At 41.9% G+C, this 17702-nt stretch carries 23 protein-coding genes (1 of these 23 running past the window's edge); all 23 read right to left on the reverse strand.

Annotated elements, in window-relative coordinates:
• Positions 1–18: 18 nt before the first annotated feature.
• Positions 19–423, reverse strand: a complete 405-nt coding sequence (locus RR876_RS00595) for a hypothetical protein (protein WP_332477069.1) — start codon at positions 421–423, stop codon at positions 19–21.
• The gene (locus tag RR876_RS00600; protein ID WP_332477068.1) at positions 423–2201 is read right to left on the reverse strand and encodes a phage tail protein; all 1779 of its coding nucleotides are present in this window, start codon (positions 2199–2201) and stop codon (positions 423–425) included. Before RR876_RS00600 ends, RR876_RS00595 begins: the two co-directional genes overlap by 1 nt.
• Positions 2198–2725, reverse strand: a complete 528-nt coding sequence (locus RR876_RS00605; RefSeq protein ID WP_332477067.1) for a phage tail protein I — start codon at positions 2723–2725, stop codon at positions 2198–2200. Before RR876_RS00605 ends, RR876_RS00600 begins: the two co-directional genes overlap by 4 nt.
• Positions 2722–3639 (reverse strand): baseplate J/gp47 family protein, encoded by a 918-nt coding sequence (locus RR876_RS00610; RefSeq protein WP_332477066.1) that lies wholly within the window; start codon positions 3637–3639, stop codon positions 2722–2724. Before RR876_RS00610 ends, RR876_RS00605 begins: the two co-directional genes overlap by 4 nt.
• Positions 3636–3974: a GPW/gp25 family protein gene (locus RR876_RS00615; protein WP_332477065.1), complete on the reverse strand. Its 339-nt coding sequence runs from the start codon at positions 3972–3974 to the stop codon at positions 3636–3638. Before RR876_RS00615 ends, RR876_RS00610 begins: the two co-directional genes overlap by 4 nt.
• On the reverse strand, positions 3974–4498 hold the full coding sequence (locus tag RR876_RS00620; protein WP_087011068.1) for a phage baseplate assembly protein V: 525 nt from the start codon (positions 4496–4498) through the stop codon (positions 3974–3976). Before RR876_RS00620 ends, RR876_RS00615 begins: the two co-directional genes overlap by 1 nt.
• Entirely contained in the window at positions 4495–5073 is a 579-nt protein-coding gene (locus RR876_RS00625; protein ID WP_332477064.1) for a hypothetical protein, read from the reverse strand. The genes RR876_RS00620 and RR876_RS00625 overlap by 4 nt, the downstream gene beginning before the upstream one ends.
• Complete coding sequence (locus RR876_RS00630) at positions 5058–5567, reverse strand: phage tail protein (protein WP_332477063.1); 510 nt, start codon at positions 5565–5567, stop codon at positions 5058–5060. The genes RR876_RS00625 and RR876_RS00630 overlap by 16 nt, the downstream gene beginning before the upstream one ends.
• Complete coding sequence (locus RR876_RS00635) at positions 5564–5887, reverse strand: hypothetical protein (protein WP_332477062.1); 324 nt, start codon at positions 5885–5887, stop codon at positions 5564–5566. Before RR876_RS00635 ends, RR876_RS00630 begins: the two co-directional genes overlap by 4 nt.
• Before the next feature lie 5 nt (positions 5888–5892).
• On the reverse strand, positions 5893–6183 hold the full coding sequence (locus RR876_RS00640; RefSeq protein ID WP_332477061.1) for a hypothetical protein: 291 nt from the start codon (positions 6181–6183) through the stop codon (positions 5893–5895).
• A 51-nt stretch (positions 6184–6234) separates the two neighbouring features.
• A complete protein-coding gene (locus RR876_RS00645) occupies positions 6235–8223 on the reverse strand; it encodes a phage major capsid protein (RefSeq protein ID WP_332477060.1) in 1989 nt (662 codons plus the stop codon).
• The gene (locus RR876_RS00650) at positions 8223–9785 is read right to left on the reverse strand and encodes a phage portal protein (protein ID WP_332477059.1); all 1563 of its coding nucleotides are present in this window, start codon (positions 9783–9785) and stop codon (positions 8223–8225) included. Before RR876_RS00650 ends, RR876_RS00645 begins: the two co-directional genes overlap by 1 nt.
• Positions 9786–9793: 8 nt before the next feature.
• Positions 9794–10339 (reverse strand): hypothetical protein, encoded by a 546-nt coding sequence (locus RR876_RS00655; RefSeq protein ID WP_332477058.1) that lies wholly within the window; start codon positions 10337–10339, stop codon positions 9794–9796.
• Between the two features lie 202 nt (positions 10340–10541).
• Positions 10542–11288, reverse strand: coding sequence for a DUF2971 domain-containing protein (locus RR876_RS00660; protein WP_332637058.1), 747 nt, complete (start codon positions 11286–11288; stop codon positions 10542–10544).
• Positions 11289–11366: 78 nt separating this feature from the next.
• Entirely contained in the window at positions 11367–13367 is a 2001-nt protein-coding gene (locus tag RR876_RS00665) for a phage terminase large subunit family protein (RefSeq protein ID WP_332477056.1), read from the reverse strand.
• Positions 13322–14056, reverse strand: a complete 735-nt coding sequence (locus RR876_RS00670) for a hypothetical protein (RefSeq protein ID WP_332477055.1) — start codon at positions 14054–14056, stop codon at positions 13322–13324. Before RR876_RS00670 ends, RR876_RS00665 begins: the two co-directional genes overlap by 46 nt.
• Positions 14053–14550 (reverse strand): terminase small subunit, encoded by a 498-nt coding sequence (locus RR876_RS00675; protein WP_332477054.1) that lies wholly within the window; start codon positions 14548–14550, stop codon positions 14053–14055. The genes RR876_RS00670 and RR876_RS00675 overlap by 4 nt, the downstream gene beginning before the upstream one ends.
• A gap of 94 nt (positions 14551–14644) precedes the next feature.
• Complete coding sequence (locus RR876_RS00680; RefSeq protein ID WP_332477053.1) at positions 14645–15238, reverse strand: hypothetical protein; 594 nt, start codon at positions 15236–15238, stop codon at positions 14645–14647.
• A gap of 6 nt (positions 15239–15244) precedes the next feature.
• Positions 15245–15862 carry a lysozyme gene (locus RR876_RS00685; protein ID WP_332477052.1) on the reverse strand — a complete coding sequence of 206 codons (618 nt, stop codon included), beginning with the start codon at positions 15860–15862 and terminating at the stop codon, positions 15245–15247.
• Complete coding sequence (locus RR876_RS00690; protein WP_201706365.1) at positions 15859–16227, reverse strand: hypothetical protein; 369 nt, start codon at positions 16225–16227, stop codon at positions 15859–15861. Before RR876_RS00690 ends, RR876_RS00685 begins: the two co-directional genes overlap by 4 nt.
• A gap of 68 nt (positions 16228–16295) precedes the next feature.
• Positions 16296–16715, reverse strand: a complete 420-nt coding sequence (locus tag RR876_RS00695; protein ID WP_279683342.1) for a Mor transcription activator family protein — start codon at positions 16713–16715, stop codon at positions 16296–16298.
• 7 nt (positions 16716–16722) lie between these two features.
• Complete coding sequence (locus RR876_RS00700; RefSeq protein WP_332477157.1) at positions 16723–17154, reverse strand: hypothetical protein; 432 nt, start codon at positions 17152–17154, stop codon at positions 16723–16725.
• 160 nt (positions 17155–17314) lie between these two features.
• Positions 17315–17702: the final stretch of a helix-turn-helix domain-containing protein gene (locus RR876_RS00705; protein ID WP_332637059.1), read on the reverse strand. Its footprint extends 623 nt past the window's final position; only the last 388 of its 1011 coding nucleotides appear in the window; the start codon falls outside the window, past its right edge — the gene reads right to left on this strand; the stop codon is at positions 17315–17317.

Below are 17702 nucleotides of genomic sequence, written 5' to 3' on the forward strand. Positions count from 1 at the left end.
TTCACTATTGCGCAGGTATTATAGTGTCATCGCATAACGCCACATTTCGTCCACTTGATCTGTCGTCAAATTTAGTACTCGAAGCATGTATTGCACCGATTCATTACTGCGCTCAAAACGCTCGGATTCGCTGTATTCAATTTGAATACGCGTTTTGGTGATTGGATCTTCAATGGACTCTATCATTTGCTCAACAGTGTTCAGTAGCCCATTTTCAAGTAATGCCAGTTTGAACTGGCGACGAGTTAAAGGCTTAAATTGGATCAGCCTTAACTGCTCTTTTTCTTCATCACTTAGATAATTTTGAGGGTTGATATGTTTATCAAGTTCAGCCCCCAATAGCTCAATATGTTTTGAAGTAATCAAGTGCTCTTGGTTTTCATCAAAAGCATAAATATCATCCCCAAACTTAAAAAATCTCATTAGCTTAATTCCTTAATAGAAAAATACGTTTGTGGCTTATTCACATATTTATAGCTTCCATTTGGTGGGATGGGGATAGAAAAGTACACCTCATCAGGCTCGTAGCCGCCACCAAATTGGGCAAATATCTCACCATTCACATAGAATTCTGTCGCTGGTACGCCTTGTCTAGCTCCCCCAAAAAAGATGGTTATAGTTCTATTTGATGAGTTGATATATGTTGTATTTTCCACCCGTAATGCTGCTAAATCTTTCCAAGCTTGTCCAATACCGATTAGCGGTAAATTAATATCTGTTGTGCCATCAAAATTCACCCCATTAATATTTCGAGGTATTTTGAGCTTTGATGCAGAAGCAGCATTACAATCAATTCCGTTCGGGGTAATACGAGCAACAATTTCACCTGTAGAGGAATTCATAAAATTAAAAACAGCACCTGGTACAGCAAAATTAATTCTATCTATGCCATTTCGTCCGAAATCTATGTAATGCTCTAGATTAGATGCAATGATACCCGTCCAAGCTGTTACCGTGCCACCAACATCACCCGAACCATCAAAAGTCTGACCAAATATATTGCGTGGTGTTGCAAGACGATCGGCAGAAGGTGCACGTCCCTCAAAGTTACCTGTACCTCCACTAGATACTGGTAAAGGAATAGACCCTTGTGGGGAATAAACGCCCCAACCTCCGTTATTAATATATAAATAACGCCCAGATAATTTATGTTTGAGTACGACTTCAGGTTTATCTATCGTAATTTCACCAGTGGCATTGATAGATTTGAAGTTAGAAGTCCCATTTACCGTCAAATCGCCAGTAAGCGTTCCGCCATCAAGTGGTAATTTAGAGTCATCCCTCGTCCCTACCACTCTCCATTCTGACCATGATGCGATATCACCATTCATGTTCCATGTTTGACGCATGGCCATCGTTGCATTGTTTGGTGATGAGCCAAGATGGGGGTAATAAATTTGATGGCAAACTCCACCACTTCTAAATACAACTAAAATTCCGTAACCATAAAGCCCAGCAACGCTTAACTCACTAACAGTGTATTTTCCATCGAGAGCTGCAGAGTTAAGCTGATCAGGTGTTGAAACCATTCCAACCCAGCGTAATGGTGCTTCAATGTTAATATCTTGCGTGCCGTCAAAATCAATAGTGTTAATTTTTCGAGCATTTTTCAACTTGTTAGCCGAAACAGCATTTGCGGTTTTATCTAATTTATTATCTTGCAGGTCTTTTGCTTGCTTGGCTGAAACTGGTTTATTCGCATCATCGGTGGTTAGGTTGTTGACCAACTCATTTCGGCGAATATAATTTTCATTTACCCATGCCTGACTTGCGTAGATAAGCGATTCGTCTAACAAAATCTCAACGACATTACCATCACGTACATTTTGAGTAAATTTAAGTCGGTATTCGCTTACACCGTCAGGATCAGCCACTTTAAAAAATGGGGCATGTGAACCATGAGAGATAAGAACATTATCTGCAATAATCCCCATTTCTCGAATCCAGAATCCGCCAATATTTGACGAAATAATGGTCTCTATCACAATGTAATTTGCAACTGTTGGATGCATTGTGTATTTAGTGACAGCTTGGCGATGTACTTCTTTTACTAGACTTGTTCTTGTCTTGGTTGGTGTTGGAACAGATCCATTGCCATCACCAAATGCGATATGTGTGATATTCAGTTTTGAATTGTTGGCAATCGCAGTGGCAATTGCAGCATCACCAACATTGGTTGTGACGTTAAAATAATCACTCATACTTTAGGCTCGCTGGAAAAAGTGAATGCTGTTTGATGCACAAGAACATTGCGGATCGTTAAAATCGGATTTGTTGTAATAGTCAGATTGGTTAAATGTCTTGAAGCTGCTTTTGCATCAGAAACAAGTCGACTAATTTCGTTATAGACTTCTTGATCTAAGCTTTTCCCAATTAAATCCAACTCAAGATTGAAAGTACCTGGTATTAAATTCGGCTCAGCCTGAAACCATTCGATGAGCTTTACTTCATAACCAAAGGGTTCTAGTGCACGTTTGATTGCCGCTGCTGTACCCTTAATTCGATGTTGTTCACGTGAGTTCTTGATCACATTTCGTTTTAGGGAGTCTTGCCAGTTCTCATCCCAATAATCCACAGATCTCTGCCACGCAATAAACGGTAAAAACTGCGATGGAACGGCAGCAATATCTTTAACCACCCGAATCGATGCTAGATCAAAAGCAGCTTTCCCAACTTGAGTAATTTTGCGTTCTAGCTCGCTGGCATTTGGAGGTAGTAAATTCATTCAGTTCCCCCAATAGCAATGGTTTTAGCAATGCAAAAAGGATGGTGATAACTATCCATAACCAAATCATTTGCTGGGGAGGTTATGACTACACGCTGAATACCATCCACATGCAAAGCAGCATAAATCGCGGATCGATAGATGCTTTCCCCATTCTTTTGGGCATTTTTAATGTACTTATCTAAACGGATATTTGCAGCCTCAAGTAACAAGGCATCCTCAGCATTTTTACCAACATAGAGCTGGGCTTCGATTTGATAGTTGGTTGCGCTACTCGCTTTAACTGTTGGTCTATCACAGACCGGACGCACATGATCAGGATCTAAAGCATTTTGAACAGCTGTGATCACTTCCGCGGATGCTTCGCCATTTAAGCTATCAACCTGCGTAATCACAATATCAAGTAAATATGGATTAGCCTCATCGGAGCGAACCTTAATACCATCCACACGACCATCTGCGGATAAAGCAAAATAGCGATACGCATTTGCAGATCCGGCTGTATTCATGCCATCAAAAGATAATAAGCAACGCTCTCGTAAGCGCTCATCGGACTCATAGACTGCATCAATCGGTGGAATAGCGGTATTATCGGCAGGCGTAACTAAAAGTCGGACTAAGCCATACTCCGTGAGTGCCAAATGATCTAGATCTGCTTTTTCTGCATAAGCAAGTAACAGTGAGCGTGCATCCGCATTGCATTTGGCGACATACAGCATTTCTAAATATGCATTTTCTTGAAGCAACTTAGTAACAGGTTCAGATTCACGCTTAAGTGTTTCACGGATTTCTGCCTGTTGATCTAATTCATGTAGTGCTATAAAGCTTTCTTTTCTTTTTTCAAAGAGTACTTCAAAACTTAATTCACTGATCAGACTTGGCGGTGGTAATTGAGAAAAATCAACTGTACTCATGAGCTCACCACTATTCCATCTAACTGAACGGTTTTGCCGTCTAAAACATATTTACCTGTGATTTTTAAAGTGATCTGGCCCAGCTGTGCACTGGTAATATCAACTGCACTGACAAGCAAGCGATCTTCCCACTTCATTAGTGCTTCGGCTGTGGCCGCGTAAATATCTACGAATGTGCCGCGATTTAGTGGGGCATCTATTAGAGAAAATAACTTAGAACCATAATCACGGCGCATCACGCGTGAACCAATTGGCGTATTTAAAATATCCGCAATGGATTGTTTTAAATGATCAAGACCAGTTAAGGATCTGCCATTAAATACATTCATACCCATTAATTGACCCCTCCCGTACTTGAGTTACCCGATTGCACACCTTTGTGCGTATGAGCTCCCCCAATGCTTTTGCCTTTGTGCTTTACATCTGGTCCATTAAATTCAACAGGCCCATCAACAACCAAACCACCATTAATAAAAACTTTTCCACCACTGCCTGATAAATCAATATTTAAGGTATGGCTGGCTTTGTCATACTCAACCACAGTGCCATCCGCATAAATATGCTTTGGATTTTCAGTAGTACCCGCATTAGGGAATGCAGTTTGAGATAAAGCAAAAGCAATTACGCCTTGAGACAAATCACCTGATGGCGAGAGCACTAAAACCTGCTCACCTTTGGAGTAGCCACCATTCCATGAACGATCCTCACCCGCCCGATCTTTCGCCCACTCAAGGTCAGAAACGAGCTCACCATCAAAATCGACTGTTGCTGTACCTGCATCCAAATCAACTGCATGAATTCGACCAAAACGGATTAAATTCGCAAGAATCCTGTCCATCTGCGCCAGTGCATAACTCATGGCACATCCTGATTTAACGGAAGTTCTTGGTAGTTATCTTCATGACCTAAACCAATTTCAGGCGAATAACTAAAAACAGGAGTAGGTATAATTCCTGATTCAGCCCATACATTTTCACCGACTAAAATTTGAGTAGAGAAGTCCACGCGCCATACCTCAAAACGATCAAGCTCAGGAAAAAATCCATCCTCCGAAATGTCTCCCAGTGAACTGCTTCCAACGCCAATTTTCCCAAGTTGGGTAAAGTGCTTATTCTTGAAAATATAGAGAGCCAGCCCTACCGCCAATTTTCGGACATTAATCTTGGCTCTACGCTGATTAAACGTATCAATAATTCGTGCTTCAAACTGGGCAATCAAAGGCAGTTGTTCTGTGCCCTGATCACCCTGTTCATCAATATCAAAACTGGTGAGCTCAAGCAGCAACGCTGGCAATTCTTTTGCTGTTGGCGCTTTACGTTCTTCTTCATCACGATAGAACTGAACCAATTGAAAAACTGGAAATTGCGCTCTAAATTTGGCCTCAATCACATCATGTAATTGATCTAAATCAACCCCTGCTATCGCATTTGCCATTTCAACTCATGCTCCAAAGTTTTGAAAAACTGTTCTTGATAACCACTTGAGAATGCTTGGTCTTCTAAATATGAATCTGCTTTGGCTTTAATTTCGAGTGTTTGTTTCTCAATCGGCAATCGCCCCTTTCCAGATCGCTTAAATACTTGACCCTTGGCAATAAAAGCACCGTCTCTTTTATGTTTTCCTGCCGTCACGCCTTTCTTGGTTTCTCTAGCATTTAAGTGAATCAAGGAAATCCCATTCAACCCGTACCAAAGCTTGATCGTCCAACCTGTATTAGTTTTCTGAATGCTTGTTTTTCGCATTCTTCTACGCATGACCTTTTGAATCACCTGTAATTCGGTACTTAATCCTTTAACCGTTCTGGTTTGTACCCACTTGGACATTCGATTTAGAGTTCGACTCAATGCTGCGTTTACCTGCTTTTCAGTAGGTTCTAACTCAGCAATGATGGCCTCAATGCCCTGTGCACTTATATCGAGTGAAATCATTCGTTAATTTCAAGCTTAAGTATCGAAAGACCTGTGCCATCTTGCTGCGGATAAGTCATAACATAAAATTTACGGCCATCTTCTAGCAGCAAGAAATCACCCCGTTTTACACCTACAACATCTGCTGATTTGCATGTAAATCGAGGCTGAGCATCATCTACTTCATATTCACCAAGTTGGGCGTTTAAATACGGTTCATCAAAAATTCCTGTAAGGGATTTATCTTCTGAACTGCTCTCAAACTGCAAAGTGGCTGTAATGGCAAATCCACCAACCGAATCCGTCTGAAGAAACACATCCAAATTTTCCCAACTTGGCATAGGCTTTACTCGGCTTCTGCAGCAGCTTGAATCGCTTCAATCAATTTGTCTTTGGTGAGCGAAGCATCAAGCTCAAGTTCATATTCATGCAACGCAAACTCAATGAGCTGGGCTTTGTTCAACTTAGCCAAATCAACTTCTTGATCTTCTTCATCGTCCTCAACCAAGGTGCCACGGCCACGGCGTAACAGATCTTGTGCCAATGCGTGCGAGACCTCGACCTCATCACCTTTTTTACGAATTTCACCCTCAATTACGACGGCTGAAGTTAAAGCAATTACGACAGTTGTTTTCATGGATATATGCTCACAAAAATGGAGGGTAAAGCCACCGCAGTGGCTCTTCAATTAGACGGTTTTCTTGCCGTAGCAAATGGACTCAGTGTTACGTAAAACAAAGTCCACATCTTGGAAGCCCACAATACGTAAACCGCCTTTTGCACTTAACGAATACGGATCAATGGTGAGATCCAGACCGCCCCACATCGCAATGATCAAATCTGCAAAGTTGCCGAAGAACACATCACCCGCTTCAATTTGATTGGTGACCTCAGTTCGATAACCATTCACGGTATTCCCTGGTTCCCAAATCGTGCTTTCTGTACCCGCTCCCATTCGTGGTGCTGTTTTGAAATGACCACGCATAGCGGCATTAATCACATAAGACATACGATCGACATCGGCATTGTCTGAAGCAATTTCAGACTCCATCGCTACCATTTCAGCAAAGGTCGGATTAACTGCTCCAAAGCTCACCGCGTTTACACCTGAAATATTTTTTAAACCTAGTGGCTGGTTGTCCCCGCCTGTACCGTAATAAGCCGCTTTATCAATTTTCAAAGCCAAGGCACGATTTAAGTCATTCCAGACCAATTGTTCCGCAGCGGGTGAACTTTGCTGCATGAGCTTACGGCTGATCTCAACACGACCACCCACCGTTTTAGGGCTTAGTTTTAATTGACCTGTTGCAGGACTAGATGCAGGAACATCCTCTTCCTCACCCAGCCAATAGGCAGTTGCACCACCTGTTTGCTTTGGAATTTCGGCATCACCCACTAATCCATCCATAATGAAACCTAAGCTCATAATGGTTGAGCGATTACGTAGCATTTCGATGAACATATCGGAACGGTGGTCGGTTCCAACCAAGGTTGCACCATTTTGAGAAGTACCTACCTCAAATACGCGACTCAGCACATCTGCAGGGACTAAAATCCCTTGAGCAGAACGACCATAAGCTTTTTGTGCCGCTTCCGAACACTCCAACTCAAATGCTGCTGCCTCACGATCTGCTAACGTTGCATTCGGCAACATAGCACGTACCGCACGCATTAAACTAAATGAACGTGCTTCATCACCCGTCAGACCGATATTGGCATTGTTGCTTTTAGGCTGTTCAGTAATAGGTTTACCTTGATTGCCATGCATACGCTCTAAAATTGCGTTTTGCAGCTCGGCTGGCGACTTATTTTCATCAATGTACTGACGTACCAAATCACTTGCGCCAAAACGCTCGCCTAACTGCATTAATTCACCAACACGCTTACGCTCTGACTCCGCTCCGCGTTCCGCTGTATCACCTACTGCACGTACCATTTCAATGTCGCCATAACGCTCACCATTTTCATTGACGCGCTGACGGACTTGATTACCGTCTTTATCTGTAAAGTAGTCCCAATTCATACGATTTGCTCTTTGCTGATTCGCTGGAATAATTGCTATAGGCTCATTTTGTGGAACGTCAGCGTTATTTTCATTATTCACAATTGCGGAACGACCAACCCCTACGTTCGTATCTGCAGGAATAGATACGAGGGAAATCTCATAGGGCTGCCACTCTGTAATCAGATAGATATCTTCTTCTTTGCGTTGCTCTTTCAGAATAGCTTTTTGGATGGTGTAACCAACGCTGATATTGGTCCGAATCAGGTCATCAATGTCTTGTAGGATTTCCTCACCACGTGCGGATTTACTCAAGCGAACCAATGCACGTCCTTTACGCTGAGAATGATCTAACCAAGCATTTTCAACCACACCCACTTGATCACGAGAGTTATGATCCATTAAGAACGGCGCACGGGTATTCAAGCGAGAGAAATCAATTGCGCCCTGACTATGATCCAGAACTTCCACACCAAACCAACGACCTACCTCTGTTTCACTTGAAAATGAAAGCTCGACCGTTCGCTTTTCCATGTCCACTTTGAAATCATCAACGATATAGTTACGAACCAGTTTGTCTTTATTAAAATCAGGTAAAGGTTTTGTTTGAGAAGCATCTCGGGTGAACGTCATACCTGCTAAAACCATTGCCAGATCAGTTTTAAAAAATTTCATTACATGCCCTCTTTAGGTCGTCCGACCGCTGCAGTTTGTTTACGCCCCATACTGGCCAATATCATTTCTTCTGCTGTTTCTTTACTGATGCCCTGAGCTACTAATTCATCAATCATGGCGCGAGTATCGCGGGCTATCTCTGCCCATACGGTTTGTGGATCTTTACCTTGTTCACGAATAATGGCTCCTGCAGACGTCAGCATATTGTTCTTCGACTTTTCTGCGGCTGTGACATCGGCAGATGGATCAATCCAAGCCCAACGGCGTGGCTGCCAAGTGACTTGCGTATAGCGCTCAATATCCACGGCTTTCAGTGACACATTGCCCTTCTTAATCACGCCCTTGAGCAAGGCATATTCCAGCCATGCGTAATAGACAGGCTCGACTAAAGCTTCAATTAACCATTGTTGAAGTTCTTTCCAATGCTCACGCTCATCTAAAGTTCCCTGGCGAATACTTGAAAAATTCACGCCCTCAAGGTCTGAGGCTAAGTTGTTATAGAGCACACCCATACCTGCGGCCATTGAGCGCAGCATGGCTTTATGGAACGGTAGAAATTCACCTGTAGGATAATTGGGAGACCACTCTTTAAGTTCTGCCCCTTCAGGTAACATTGGAAATTCACCGGCTTGCGATTCAATTTGGATTTCATCGTCGTCTTCGAACTTGGGACCAAAGCCGTCTCTCCACTGAATAAAACCCATTTTGTTGGCAGAGACACGTGCATTCACAATCGCTGAATCTTCAAACTCTGAGAGTTGTTTCATGCGAAATAGACTGGTAGCTGTCCAAGGCATACCGCGCTTTTGCCCAACAATTTCTTCTAAATAGCCATGGATGACCTGTTCTGCAGGTACACGGATATAGTTCCCAGAGCCAAAGCGATATTGTTTTTCTTCTTCTGAGTCACTATCGAAGTAGTAAGCGATCGGACGCCCAAATGCATTAAATTCGATGCCCTGACGAATGAAACGACCACCTGAAAGTTTTGCGCTATACATAATTGGGCAACGCTGAGCATCAATCATTTGTATGGCAAAGCCATAACTCCCAGCATCAGCGCCACGGATAATCCGCACAAAGAATTCACCATCTTTCGCTGCCGAAATCACGCAAGAACGTTGAATAGAACGCCATGACTTTTTACCCTGGATATCGCAGTGGTTTTTCTTATTCCAATTCGACCATTCCTGCTCCACCGCATCACACAGTTTATTGTCTAATTTTCCCTGAGCATTGCGGATCTGAGCCTGAAGCGTTACACCTTGTGGACCAACAATATTTTGATGGGTTAAGCGTAGATAATTTCGACCATAATCGTTATTGGCACACTGCTCACGACTACGTGCTACGAGTGTTCGTTGGTATCGCTCTACAATTAAATCTGCGGGTATTGGTGTAGATGGCCAAGCTGAAGTTAAGCGGTCACTCACACCTGCTTTAAACCAACGAACAGCATTTCGAAATACTCGACTCCCTCTTTTTACTACTGACTCATCTAATACAGGATTTATCTGAGTGACATTCGGTACTTCAGCAATTTGGCGTTTAAAAATATTCATTTAAGCGATTACCCCAATTTAACCCGTACAACACGACCAAATAGGCTTTTACCTGATGCTTTCGCCTGCTCACGACCAACTTCAGCACGGTATTGATTACGCAATCTAATCAGCGTCTCCATTGGAGTACGGTATAGCTCTCGGTTATTAATGCGATAGCGCTCTTGGTCTAAGCTGGCACGACCTTCGATGACTGCTTCTAATGCCGTTAAAGTTTTTTGTGCATGGCTTCTCAAATCGGTATTTTCTGAAATAGATGCAAGATCCGCTTTAATCTCAAGCACACCTGATTCCAGTTCTTCTACCTCACCCGTGTCAGAACTCACTGCACGAAGTGAAAAACCGTAATGGCCAGCTTTATAGTCTTTTGAGATATTTGCAGGCACGTTGAATACATGCATATTTCCCTGCGCTGTAGACTGCAGATCAATTGCACTTGCTCCACGTAGATATGCATAAACTGTCCAATCAGATGCAGGATATGCCGTTAAGTTCAGATGGAATTTAAACGTCGTACCCGCTTTGATTTGACTGGGAAACAATTGACCACTCATGTATTTTTCTAACCAAAAATGCGCTTTTTCTTGGTTTTATCATCATTTTTTAAGTGGTTTTTTTCATTATTCACAATTGTAAAACAGAATATTTTTATAAGTAAAAAGCATAGTTAAAATAAGATGATTTATATTTTAAGGGATAAAAAAGCACCCGAAAGTGCTTTTTAAAAATTACAGTAGTGAGCCAGAAAAGGTTATCTTACTTTAAGGTGTAGAGTTCCGATTGGGAAATTGGAAATGAGTATCCTAATTTGGCAACAATATTTTTAACTAAATGAACAAACCATTGAGGAGCATCAGGTGCAATAATAATTTCTTCAATCATCTCCTCAACATTACATTCAATTTTTTGTAGGACTGGTGTTGTAGATTTTAATTCACTAACTGATTTATGTTGATTTTCGGGATCCTGAATTTTGTTTTCATTACATGCAATAATCCGAATTTCTTTTTCATGTTCAAAAGATGATCTTTTAGAAAATATAATATCTGGATAAGAGATATCAATACGCTCCTTATTCCTTGAGAGCTCAATGAATTTCTCTTTTAATTCTTCCGTATTATTTTTATAATCAACTTGTCCCACTTCTATTCTGTTTACAAACTCATTTTTAGGGTTAGTCAAACTTCTTTTGAGCCTACCAACTTTAGTTTTAATTACTAATGATTCATTAGTCTTGCAATATAACTTCCACATACCAGCTGATTCATTGTCATTCATATGCCAGCAACTTACGTACCCCCTAACTTTAATTAACTTAAAGCAGGTTTTAACACCGTTCTCCACAAGTTTACGCATACCCTGAGATTCTGGATCAGAAAACGCATAACTCAAAGCTTCAAGAAACTTTGAAGGATGCCCCTCGTAGACATCCTCAAACTGATCAAGTCTTGGAAAGACTAATTGTCGGTGAACCAAAATATCTAATAATTTAGATAAATCCATATACCTCCAAATAACAACATTATCACCCACAGTGTACTTATGAAGGCTCATATTTTTATCCAAAAGGTATATTTTAACTTACTTTTTATTCCCAAAAATCCTTTTCCTTTTAATCACAGTATTTTTAGGTGCTGGAACAACTACCGATACAGCAGTTTTTTTAATTGCTTTACGCTTCAATACTTTTTTAACTTCAGTCGTATTTTGCTCAACCTCTTTTTCAACCTTAGTTTCATCAATTTCAATAAATACACGCTCGGAGACACGCTTTAAATTCGGTTGCATGATTTTTAAAGCAGCCAAAGCATAAACACGACAATCGAGAGCCTCATTACGTGCCCGATCTGGCTTATGCCACTCACGAATCGGCTGTCCTTTCACATAACGAATAATTAATTTTTCAGCCGTTAACTGTCGATACCACTCCATTTCCCGATCATGTGGAAAGTGACAATAGCCTGGTCCTTTCTTTTCCAAATCTAAACGGCGCATGACTGTCAGTTTTGCTTCGTCGACCCCAACAATAAATAAATCAATTTTTCGTTTATCTTTACCTGACTGCTTACGCTGCGGACTTTGCACAATTGGCATCCCCCAACCTGCACGCCCTTTAATTGCAAAGACTTTCCTGTTTCTACGGCTCTTTACATATTCATAAGCCCTTTGTGTATAACCTGCAGTTCCACCCGTATCTAAACATGCAGCCGAAATACTGAGTTGAGCCCCCGACTCATGCATATAGGTATCTTCTAAAATATCATCCAGTTCTTCCCAAACCTCATCACCCAGCGGATCCCCCCAAAGCACTCGATAATCTATGGACCAACTTTCTTCGCCTACCCCCCAAGCAACAATTTCCAGCTCAAGCCGATCCATCTGCATATCAATGCCACAAGTTAAATAGACACCAGCATTAGGTATTTGAGTTGTATATTCTTCTGCACGAAGTTGCAGTACTTCAGGATCTGCTTTGTCTCCATTTTCTTCATAGGTTTCACCCAATGATACGTTTACAAATACCTGTAAATCATCAAGCGCCAACTTATCCAAATAGGACTGCACGATGTCACGCATCTTACGAAAAGTCGAAAGCATCTCTGGTGCATGAAAACTTGCATGACCTTGAAAAGGTTTTTCAGCCTTCCAGCCATATCCTAATTTTTCTGCATTCCGAATCGCAGCAATACGCTCACCATCAGACCAAACCTCACCACAGCATTCACAGCGATAAGCTGATGTTTCAACTTCATGTTCTTGGTCTAGATCTTCCTTTGCATCTTGGATATTGGTCGATTTACGGCCCTGCCAAATCACATTTTCCCAACGTAAGAATTGAGCTTCACCACAATGAGGACAAGGAACATAGTAGCGGCGTTTATCCCCTTGGTTAAATGCGTTTTCAATACGACTCGCACCCGAAATAGTTGGTGTGCTCGACTCAGTTCTTAATGCTTGATCAGCAAAAGTAGCGGCACGTTGTGCAAGTAACTCAACTGGGTCTCCCTCAGTTGTAGCCTGCATCCCATCACACTCATCCGCGTGTGTAACAGGTGCAGAACGACCTCGTAATGTTTTAGGTGAACCCGCCCAAGAGAATAAAAGCCAGCCTCCAACATATGAAATCATACGACTGTTATTTACACCGTCACGGCTACGTGGCTTTGCCATCTTGTTAGATATGCTCGGATTAGCTTCAATCATTGGTCGAAGCTTAGTTTCTAAAAAAGTCTGCACATCTCCTTGAGTGGGTTGTACGAATATCTGTGACTTGGGTTCGTATACAATGAAATATGTCGTAATGCACTGCTGAATTGTAGTTTTACCCAACTGCGCACCTGTCATAAAGGAAATACGCTTAATTCCTTCTTCTTGTATGACATCAATCATGCCACGTTGGTAAGGTGCATTATCAAAGCTGATAGGTCCTGGTATCGCGTTACCTAACGGAATACGAATATTACTTTCAGCCCATTCGCTAGGCTTCATTATTGGTGGTGGAACAATATTCTCTAATGCCCTTCGCATTGCATCTATTACGCGTGGGTAGTTTGAAAATACTTCTCTACTGACGTTATCCACTCAGACGGCTCCATGAAAATTAACTTGTTACGCTTTGAGCTATTCATCTTTGCTGGTATAACCTGAAAATTATTCCAAACATGCAAACCACATACCGCATCACCCTGCAATGGAATCATGTGGTCTATCGACCAAGCAAAGCCTGTAGCGTTCTTTCGCAATACACAAAGTTCAGTGCATTGTGACAAGACAAAACTATCAAGCTCAGAAAACCATGAAGGTGTAGCACTTAAGCGCTTGGCTCTTCTATTAATTGTGTATAAATTAACTAAATCTTTTCTATCTTGTCGCCATTTTTTAGCATACAAACTGTTCTGCGCTCGGTTGCTATCACTCCATCTTTTATTCCGTCTAGCTGCGCCTTCTACGTGCTTTTCTGGATGCGCTTTAGCCCACCTATCTTTATAAACTTTTACCTTGTCTTTATTATTATCTTGCCACTTCTTACGTGATACTTTTAAAGCTCTTTTTCGACTTTCTTCATTAGGATGAATAAAGCGGCCTTTAAGAGGTCTGCACTTTAATTGTGACTTCCTTTTCATCTCTTTAATTGCTTGAGAACAAGCAACACAAATGCAATCTGAGTTTCTGACAACTCTTTTTTCAATACTGCCACGCTTACAAGGCTTACCAGTAAAGAAGTATTTTAAATTTTTCTCAATCGCTTCTTTTCTAGAAATTACTTTCATACATCTTCTACATCAAAATCAGATACAACTGTCTTTTCCAAAGCTAAAACCAGTTCTGTTTTCAATTTTTTCTTAAATAGTCTCTCATCTGTTTCGCCAATCAACTGCAAAACAGCACGTTGTGGAACATTAAGAATATTTTGTCGTAACTGTCCCATAGCCATTGCCCAAACTTTTTCAAATTCAGCGATCAGCGCAACTTCACCCTTTTTTTCAGCCAACTCTAATTCAACCAGTTCAGTTTCGGCTTTCTGTTTTCGAACTTTGAGCAACTCAATATCATCAGGTATTTCACCTGTCGCATCTTCAACATCACGCTCACGTAGCCAATTGGAAACCGCTGCAGTATTAAATTTCCATTCTTGGCCACGACCACCTTTTTGAATATACGGACAACCACTACGGACCCAGTTATCAATTGTTGGTAGTGACACACCAAAGATATTGGCTAATCCCTGTCTGGTTACCTCTTGCCCTTTAATTACTGCAGACATGGAATCCCTTTTTTACTTCAATTTTCAGAATTAATATTTAAAAAACAAATATTTATAAAAAATGAGACATAAACATAAACTATGCTTTTGAAATTCACGCAGATATGAAAACCTGCGAGGTCTTTGCCCCCGCCTTGGGTGCCCCTCTGGAAGTACCTTGGGAAACTATTTTTTCATTGATATTAGATGGTTCGGTTTGACCGTTGCATAAGGCTCTGTCCTGCTGGATCAGCGCTTGAGCACTCTTGAGTTGCTCTGCTACGGCATCTGCTCTTGCGGCATACCGAATAAGAAACTCGACATCTGTGTCGTGAAGTCCGCCTGTTGTGGCTGCATGATGACTGACGGTGCTGTCGGCAACGATGGACACATCGGGACATTTCTTGGCTTTGAGTGAGTCGCGCAAGCTGAGATTGTTAGCGCGATACTCATCAATAAGAGTTTTTTCATTGTGCTGTAATTCCTTAATCTTTTCAAGGTACTTAGCCTCAAGTTGCTCTTGTTTTTTGTAACTATTACGCTCACGATTTAACGCATTATCAGCCTGTGTTTTAAGGTCTTCGAGCTGCGTCTCATAAGTCTGTATTTGTTCTGATTGGCCACTGTTATATCCATAGTCATAACAGCACCAACCAATGAAAATACTGGTCAGTAAAAAGCCAAGAGCAACAATGAGTTTGATGTTCATATCGACCTACTTCAAAAATAGGAGTTTTTCTTTAGCACGGCGGTTCACCAGCCCGTCAATGACTTTGCCATTGTCATAGATCCAGCGGTCGAACTGATTAGCAGCTAATCCAAACTTTGATTGGTTGAGTAGCGTCTGCATGGTGCTTTTTACAAATGCTTTCTCACCCACGTTGTATACGAATGAAGCGAGTGCATCGAATTGGTTTTGATTGAGTTTTACTTTGATGTGCTTATCAAGACATGCATCCACCCATTTGCAATCATTCATCAACCATAAGTCTGCTTGGCCTTGGGTGCAGGTATCACCTTGTTTGACGGTCACACCATTTGGATATTTGATCGTCCCATAGCCAATCGTCCAAACACCGCCAGTATCTTTATAAGCTTGGTTTCGAAAGCCTTCGCTTTCGCGGATGATGGCATAGCCATAGCCTGAAATATCAAACTGGCCACTTACGGCTTTGGTTAATGAAAACCCGATCAGCGTTGCGAATGTTGTTAAGCCATGACATGCAATGATTTCATCACCAGCAATCACTTGTGACTGTTCAAGCTTGCCACCTGACATTGCCCGTAACCACGAATATGCCTGAGCAATTTGAGTCGTTTGATCAATGCTCATGACTTGCCACCATTTTTCCAATTCTTCATCATCTCAACAAAGAATTTTTTAAAGCTAATCTGCTTATAAGCGCCAGACTTAATCCAAGCGAAGAACTCTTGTAGGACCAACCCACCAAGCGCTCCAGTCAAAAAGCCAATACCACCCGCATGACTCGGTGCAAGCGCCGTGTAATGCATGATGAGTAAAGTGAGGTAATGTGCTGTAAATGCACCTGACAGTAAAAACACGGCGTAGTCTTTGGGTGTTTTAAGCTGTTCTTTGTTATATCGAGTTGCCACGGCTGCCCCCATCAATCCTGCAATGAAATATTGGAGTTCGCTCAAATACTTCACTACGGCTGCTAACCAATCTGGAAATGACATTCTTCTCTGTCTCTGAATCTATGGATGTATTCGGTATTTTTGTTCTTATTTCAGAGAGGTTTCATTATTCATAATTTCAGATCGAGTTGGTTTTGGTAAAACTCAGATTTCAAAATCTTGAGGACAATCCGTTCAGTCACATTAAAGAATTCAACCAGCTCTGTGATTGAAAATCCATTTTTCATCATGTTCTTAATGCCTTCATTGCGAGTCGATAGAATCATCTGATTGCAGTGAGATAGCACTAAAAGCTCTCCACCAAAGACGGTCGACAGCTTGTGAGCATCGTCATAACCTAAGGCTTGAACCAAGTTATGCTCTGCGGTTAATTTTTTCAGCTTTGGCACATACAGCAGCAACTGACCTCGACCCACCCGATTTTCTGTTTTATAGCGTCGACATTGACTCACCAAGTACAGGGCCTGATCCCGCCCAATGACTTCTGCAATACTTTTTAAATCTCCACTGAGTCCGCTTAAGCTATTCATAGCACCCTCAAAACTTCGCTAATCGTTGAAACACCAACATGGCTGCATCGCGTGCATGTTCATTTGTACGGCCTTTCCAACCTGTCATACGGAAAAAGTCTGTGGCTTTCTTTTTGGTGGCATTGGCTGCAGGATGAATCATCTTGTACAGATAGCCTTGTTCCTTACACCAGTCTTCCCATATTTGGGCATCACGTTTGACTGATCCAACGCCTTGCGCCTTTTCACGACCACCAGTGAACCAAGTACGTTGCCGAGCATCTTCAATATACAAACAGACATTTTGGGCACCCCATGTTTGTACGGAGTCTTTCACTTTGGTCATAGCTTGAGTGATAGATAGACTCTCGACCTGTTCTAGCTCTCCACCCTTGCCACGGTCTGCTGCAACAGCAAAACCTGTCTTCACCCCTGTATCAATTCCAATCATGATTTTCATGCGTACATCGTCCCCAATTCGTTTTTGTTGTTCATAAATATTGCGTTGACTCCACCGACATATCCGCACCATCCAAAGCGTTCTTTCCAGTAATACCAACGTCCGTTGATGCATTTCCAAAATGTTCCATCGGTTTCGATGTGTGTTGCGCCGTGTGGAATCATGCTGCCCCCTGCAAACTGCCAGTGAAGCCGACTTGCTTGAGGTATGGTTCCCATTTCTTCGCTTGGGCTGGGTTCATGAGTTTGATGGCAATGCGTGATGCCAGTTGTTCGTATGAGTCACCCGGCGCGCTTTGCTTGCTCGCAAACTCTGGGTGATGGGCAAGTTTCTGTGCAAACGTTGAGATTTGTTTGTCAGTGAGCTGCTTCGGTTCAGCTGCAGGTGTTTTGCCATATCTCATTTTGTTTTCTTGGGAATACTTGGTTCGGTAGGCATGCAGCAGCCAATCGGCAAAGTAGAAATTCAAAAGTTCATCGCAAATGGTTTTGTCTTGGTTGTACATCTCAAAGGCGCGTTTTTCTCGTTCCACCCATTTCGCTGTCATG

Source organism: Acinetobacter sp., assembly GCF_036666595.1.
GTDB lineage: Bacteria > Pseudomonadota > Gammaproteobacteria > Pseudomonadales > Moraxellaceae > Acinetobacter.

Coding starts and splice junctions, on each gene's coding strand:
- RR876_RS00595 (WP_332477069.1), bottom strand. CDS start 423: ATGAGATTTTTTAAGTTTGGGGATGATATTTATGCTTTTGATGAAAAC.
- RR876_RS00600 (WP_332477068.1), bottom strand. CDS start 2,201: ATGAGTGATTATTTTAACGTCACAACCAATGTTGGTGATGCTGCAATT.
- RR876_RS00605 (WP_332477067.1), bottom strand. CDS start 2,725: ATGAATTTACTACCTCCAAATGCCAGCGAGCTAGAACGCAAAATTACT.
- RR876_RS00610 (WP_332477066.1), bottom strand. CDS start 3,639: ATGAGTACAGTTGATTTTTCTCAATTACCACCGCCAAGTCTGATCAGT.
- RR876_RS00615 (WP_332477065.1), bottom strand. CDS start 3,974: ATGGGTATGAATGTATTTAATGGCAGATCCTTAACTGGTCTTGATCAT.
- RR876_RS00620 (WP_087011068.1), bottom strand. CDS start 4,498: ATGAGTTATGCACTGGCGCAGATGGACAGGATTCTTGCGAATTTAATC.
- RR876_RS00625 (WP_332477064.1), bottom strand. CDS start 5,073: ATGGCAAATGCGATAGCAGGGGTTGATTTAGATCAATTACATGATGTG.
- RR876_RS00630 (WP_332477063.1), bottom strand. CDS start 5,567: ATGATTTCACTCGATATAAGTGCACAGGGCATTGAGGCCATCATTGCT.
- RR876_RS00635 (WP_332477062.1), bottom strand. CDS start 5,887: ATGCCAAGTTGGGAAAATTTGGATGTGTTTCTTCAGACGGATTCGGTT.
- RR876_RS00640 (WP_332477061.1), bottom strand. CDS start 6,183: ATGAAAACAACTGTCGTAATTGCTTTAACTTCAGCCGTCGTAATTGAG.
- RR876_RS00645 (WP_332477060.1), bottom strand. CDS start 8,223: ATGAAATTTTTTAAAACTGATCTGGCAATGGTTTTAGCAGGTATGACG.
- RR876_RS00650 (WP_332477059.1), bottom strand. CDS start 9,785: ATGAATATTTTTAAACGCCAAATTGCTGAAGTACCGAATGTCACTCAG.
- RR876_RS00655 (WP_332477058.1), bottom strand. CDS start 10,339: ATGAGTGGTCAATTGTTTCCCAGTCAAATCAAAGCGGGTACGACGTTT.
- RR876_RS00660 (WP_332637058.1), bottom strand. CDS start 11,288: ATGGATTTATCTAAATTATTAGATATTTTGGTTCACCGACAATTAGTC.
- RR876_RS00670 (WP_332477055.1), bottom strand. CDS start 14,056: ATGAAAGTAATTTCTAGAAAAGAAGCGATTGAGAAAAATTTAAAATAC.
- RR876_RS00675 (WP_332477054.1), bottom strand. CDS start 14,550: ATGTCTGCAGTAATTAAAGGGCAAGAGGTAACCAGACAGGGATTAGCC.
- RR876_RS00680 (WP_332477053.1), bottom strand. CDS start 15,238: ATGAACATCAAACTCATTGTTGCTCTTGGCTTTTTACTGACCAGTATT.
- RR876_RS00685 (WP_332477052.1), bottom strand. CDS start 15,862: ATGAGCATTGATCAAACGACTCAAATTGCTCAGGCATATTCGTGGTTA.
- RR876_RS00690 (WP_201706365.1), bottom strand. CDS start 16,227: ATGTCATTTCCAGATTGGTTAGCAGCCGTAGTGAAGTATTTGAGCGAA.
- RR876_RS00695 (WP_279683342.1), bottom strand. CDS start 16,715: ATGAATAGCTTAAGCGGACTCAGTGGAGATTTAAAAAGTATTGCAGAA.
- RR876_RS00700 (WP_332477157.1), bottom strand. CDS start 17,154: ATGAAAATCATGATTGGAATTGATACAGGGGTGAAGACAGGTTTTGCT.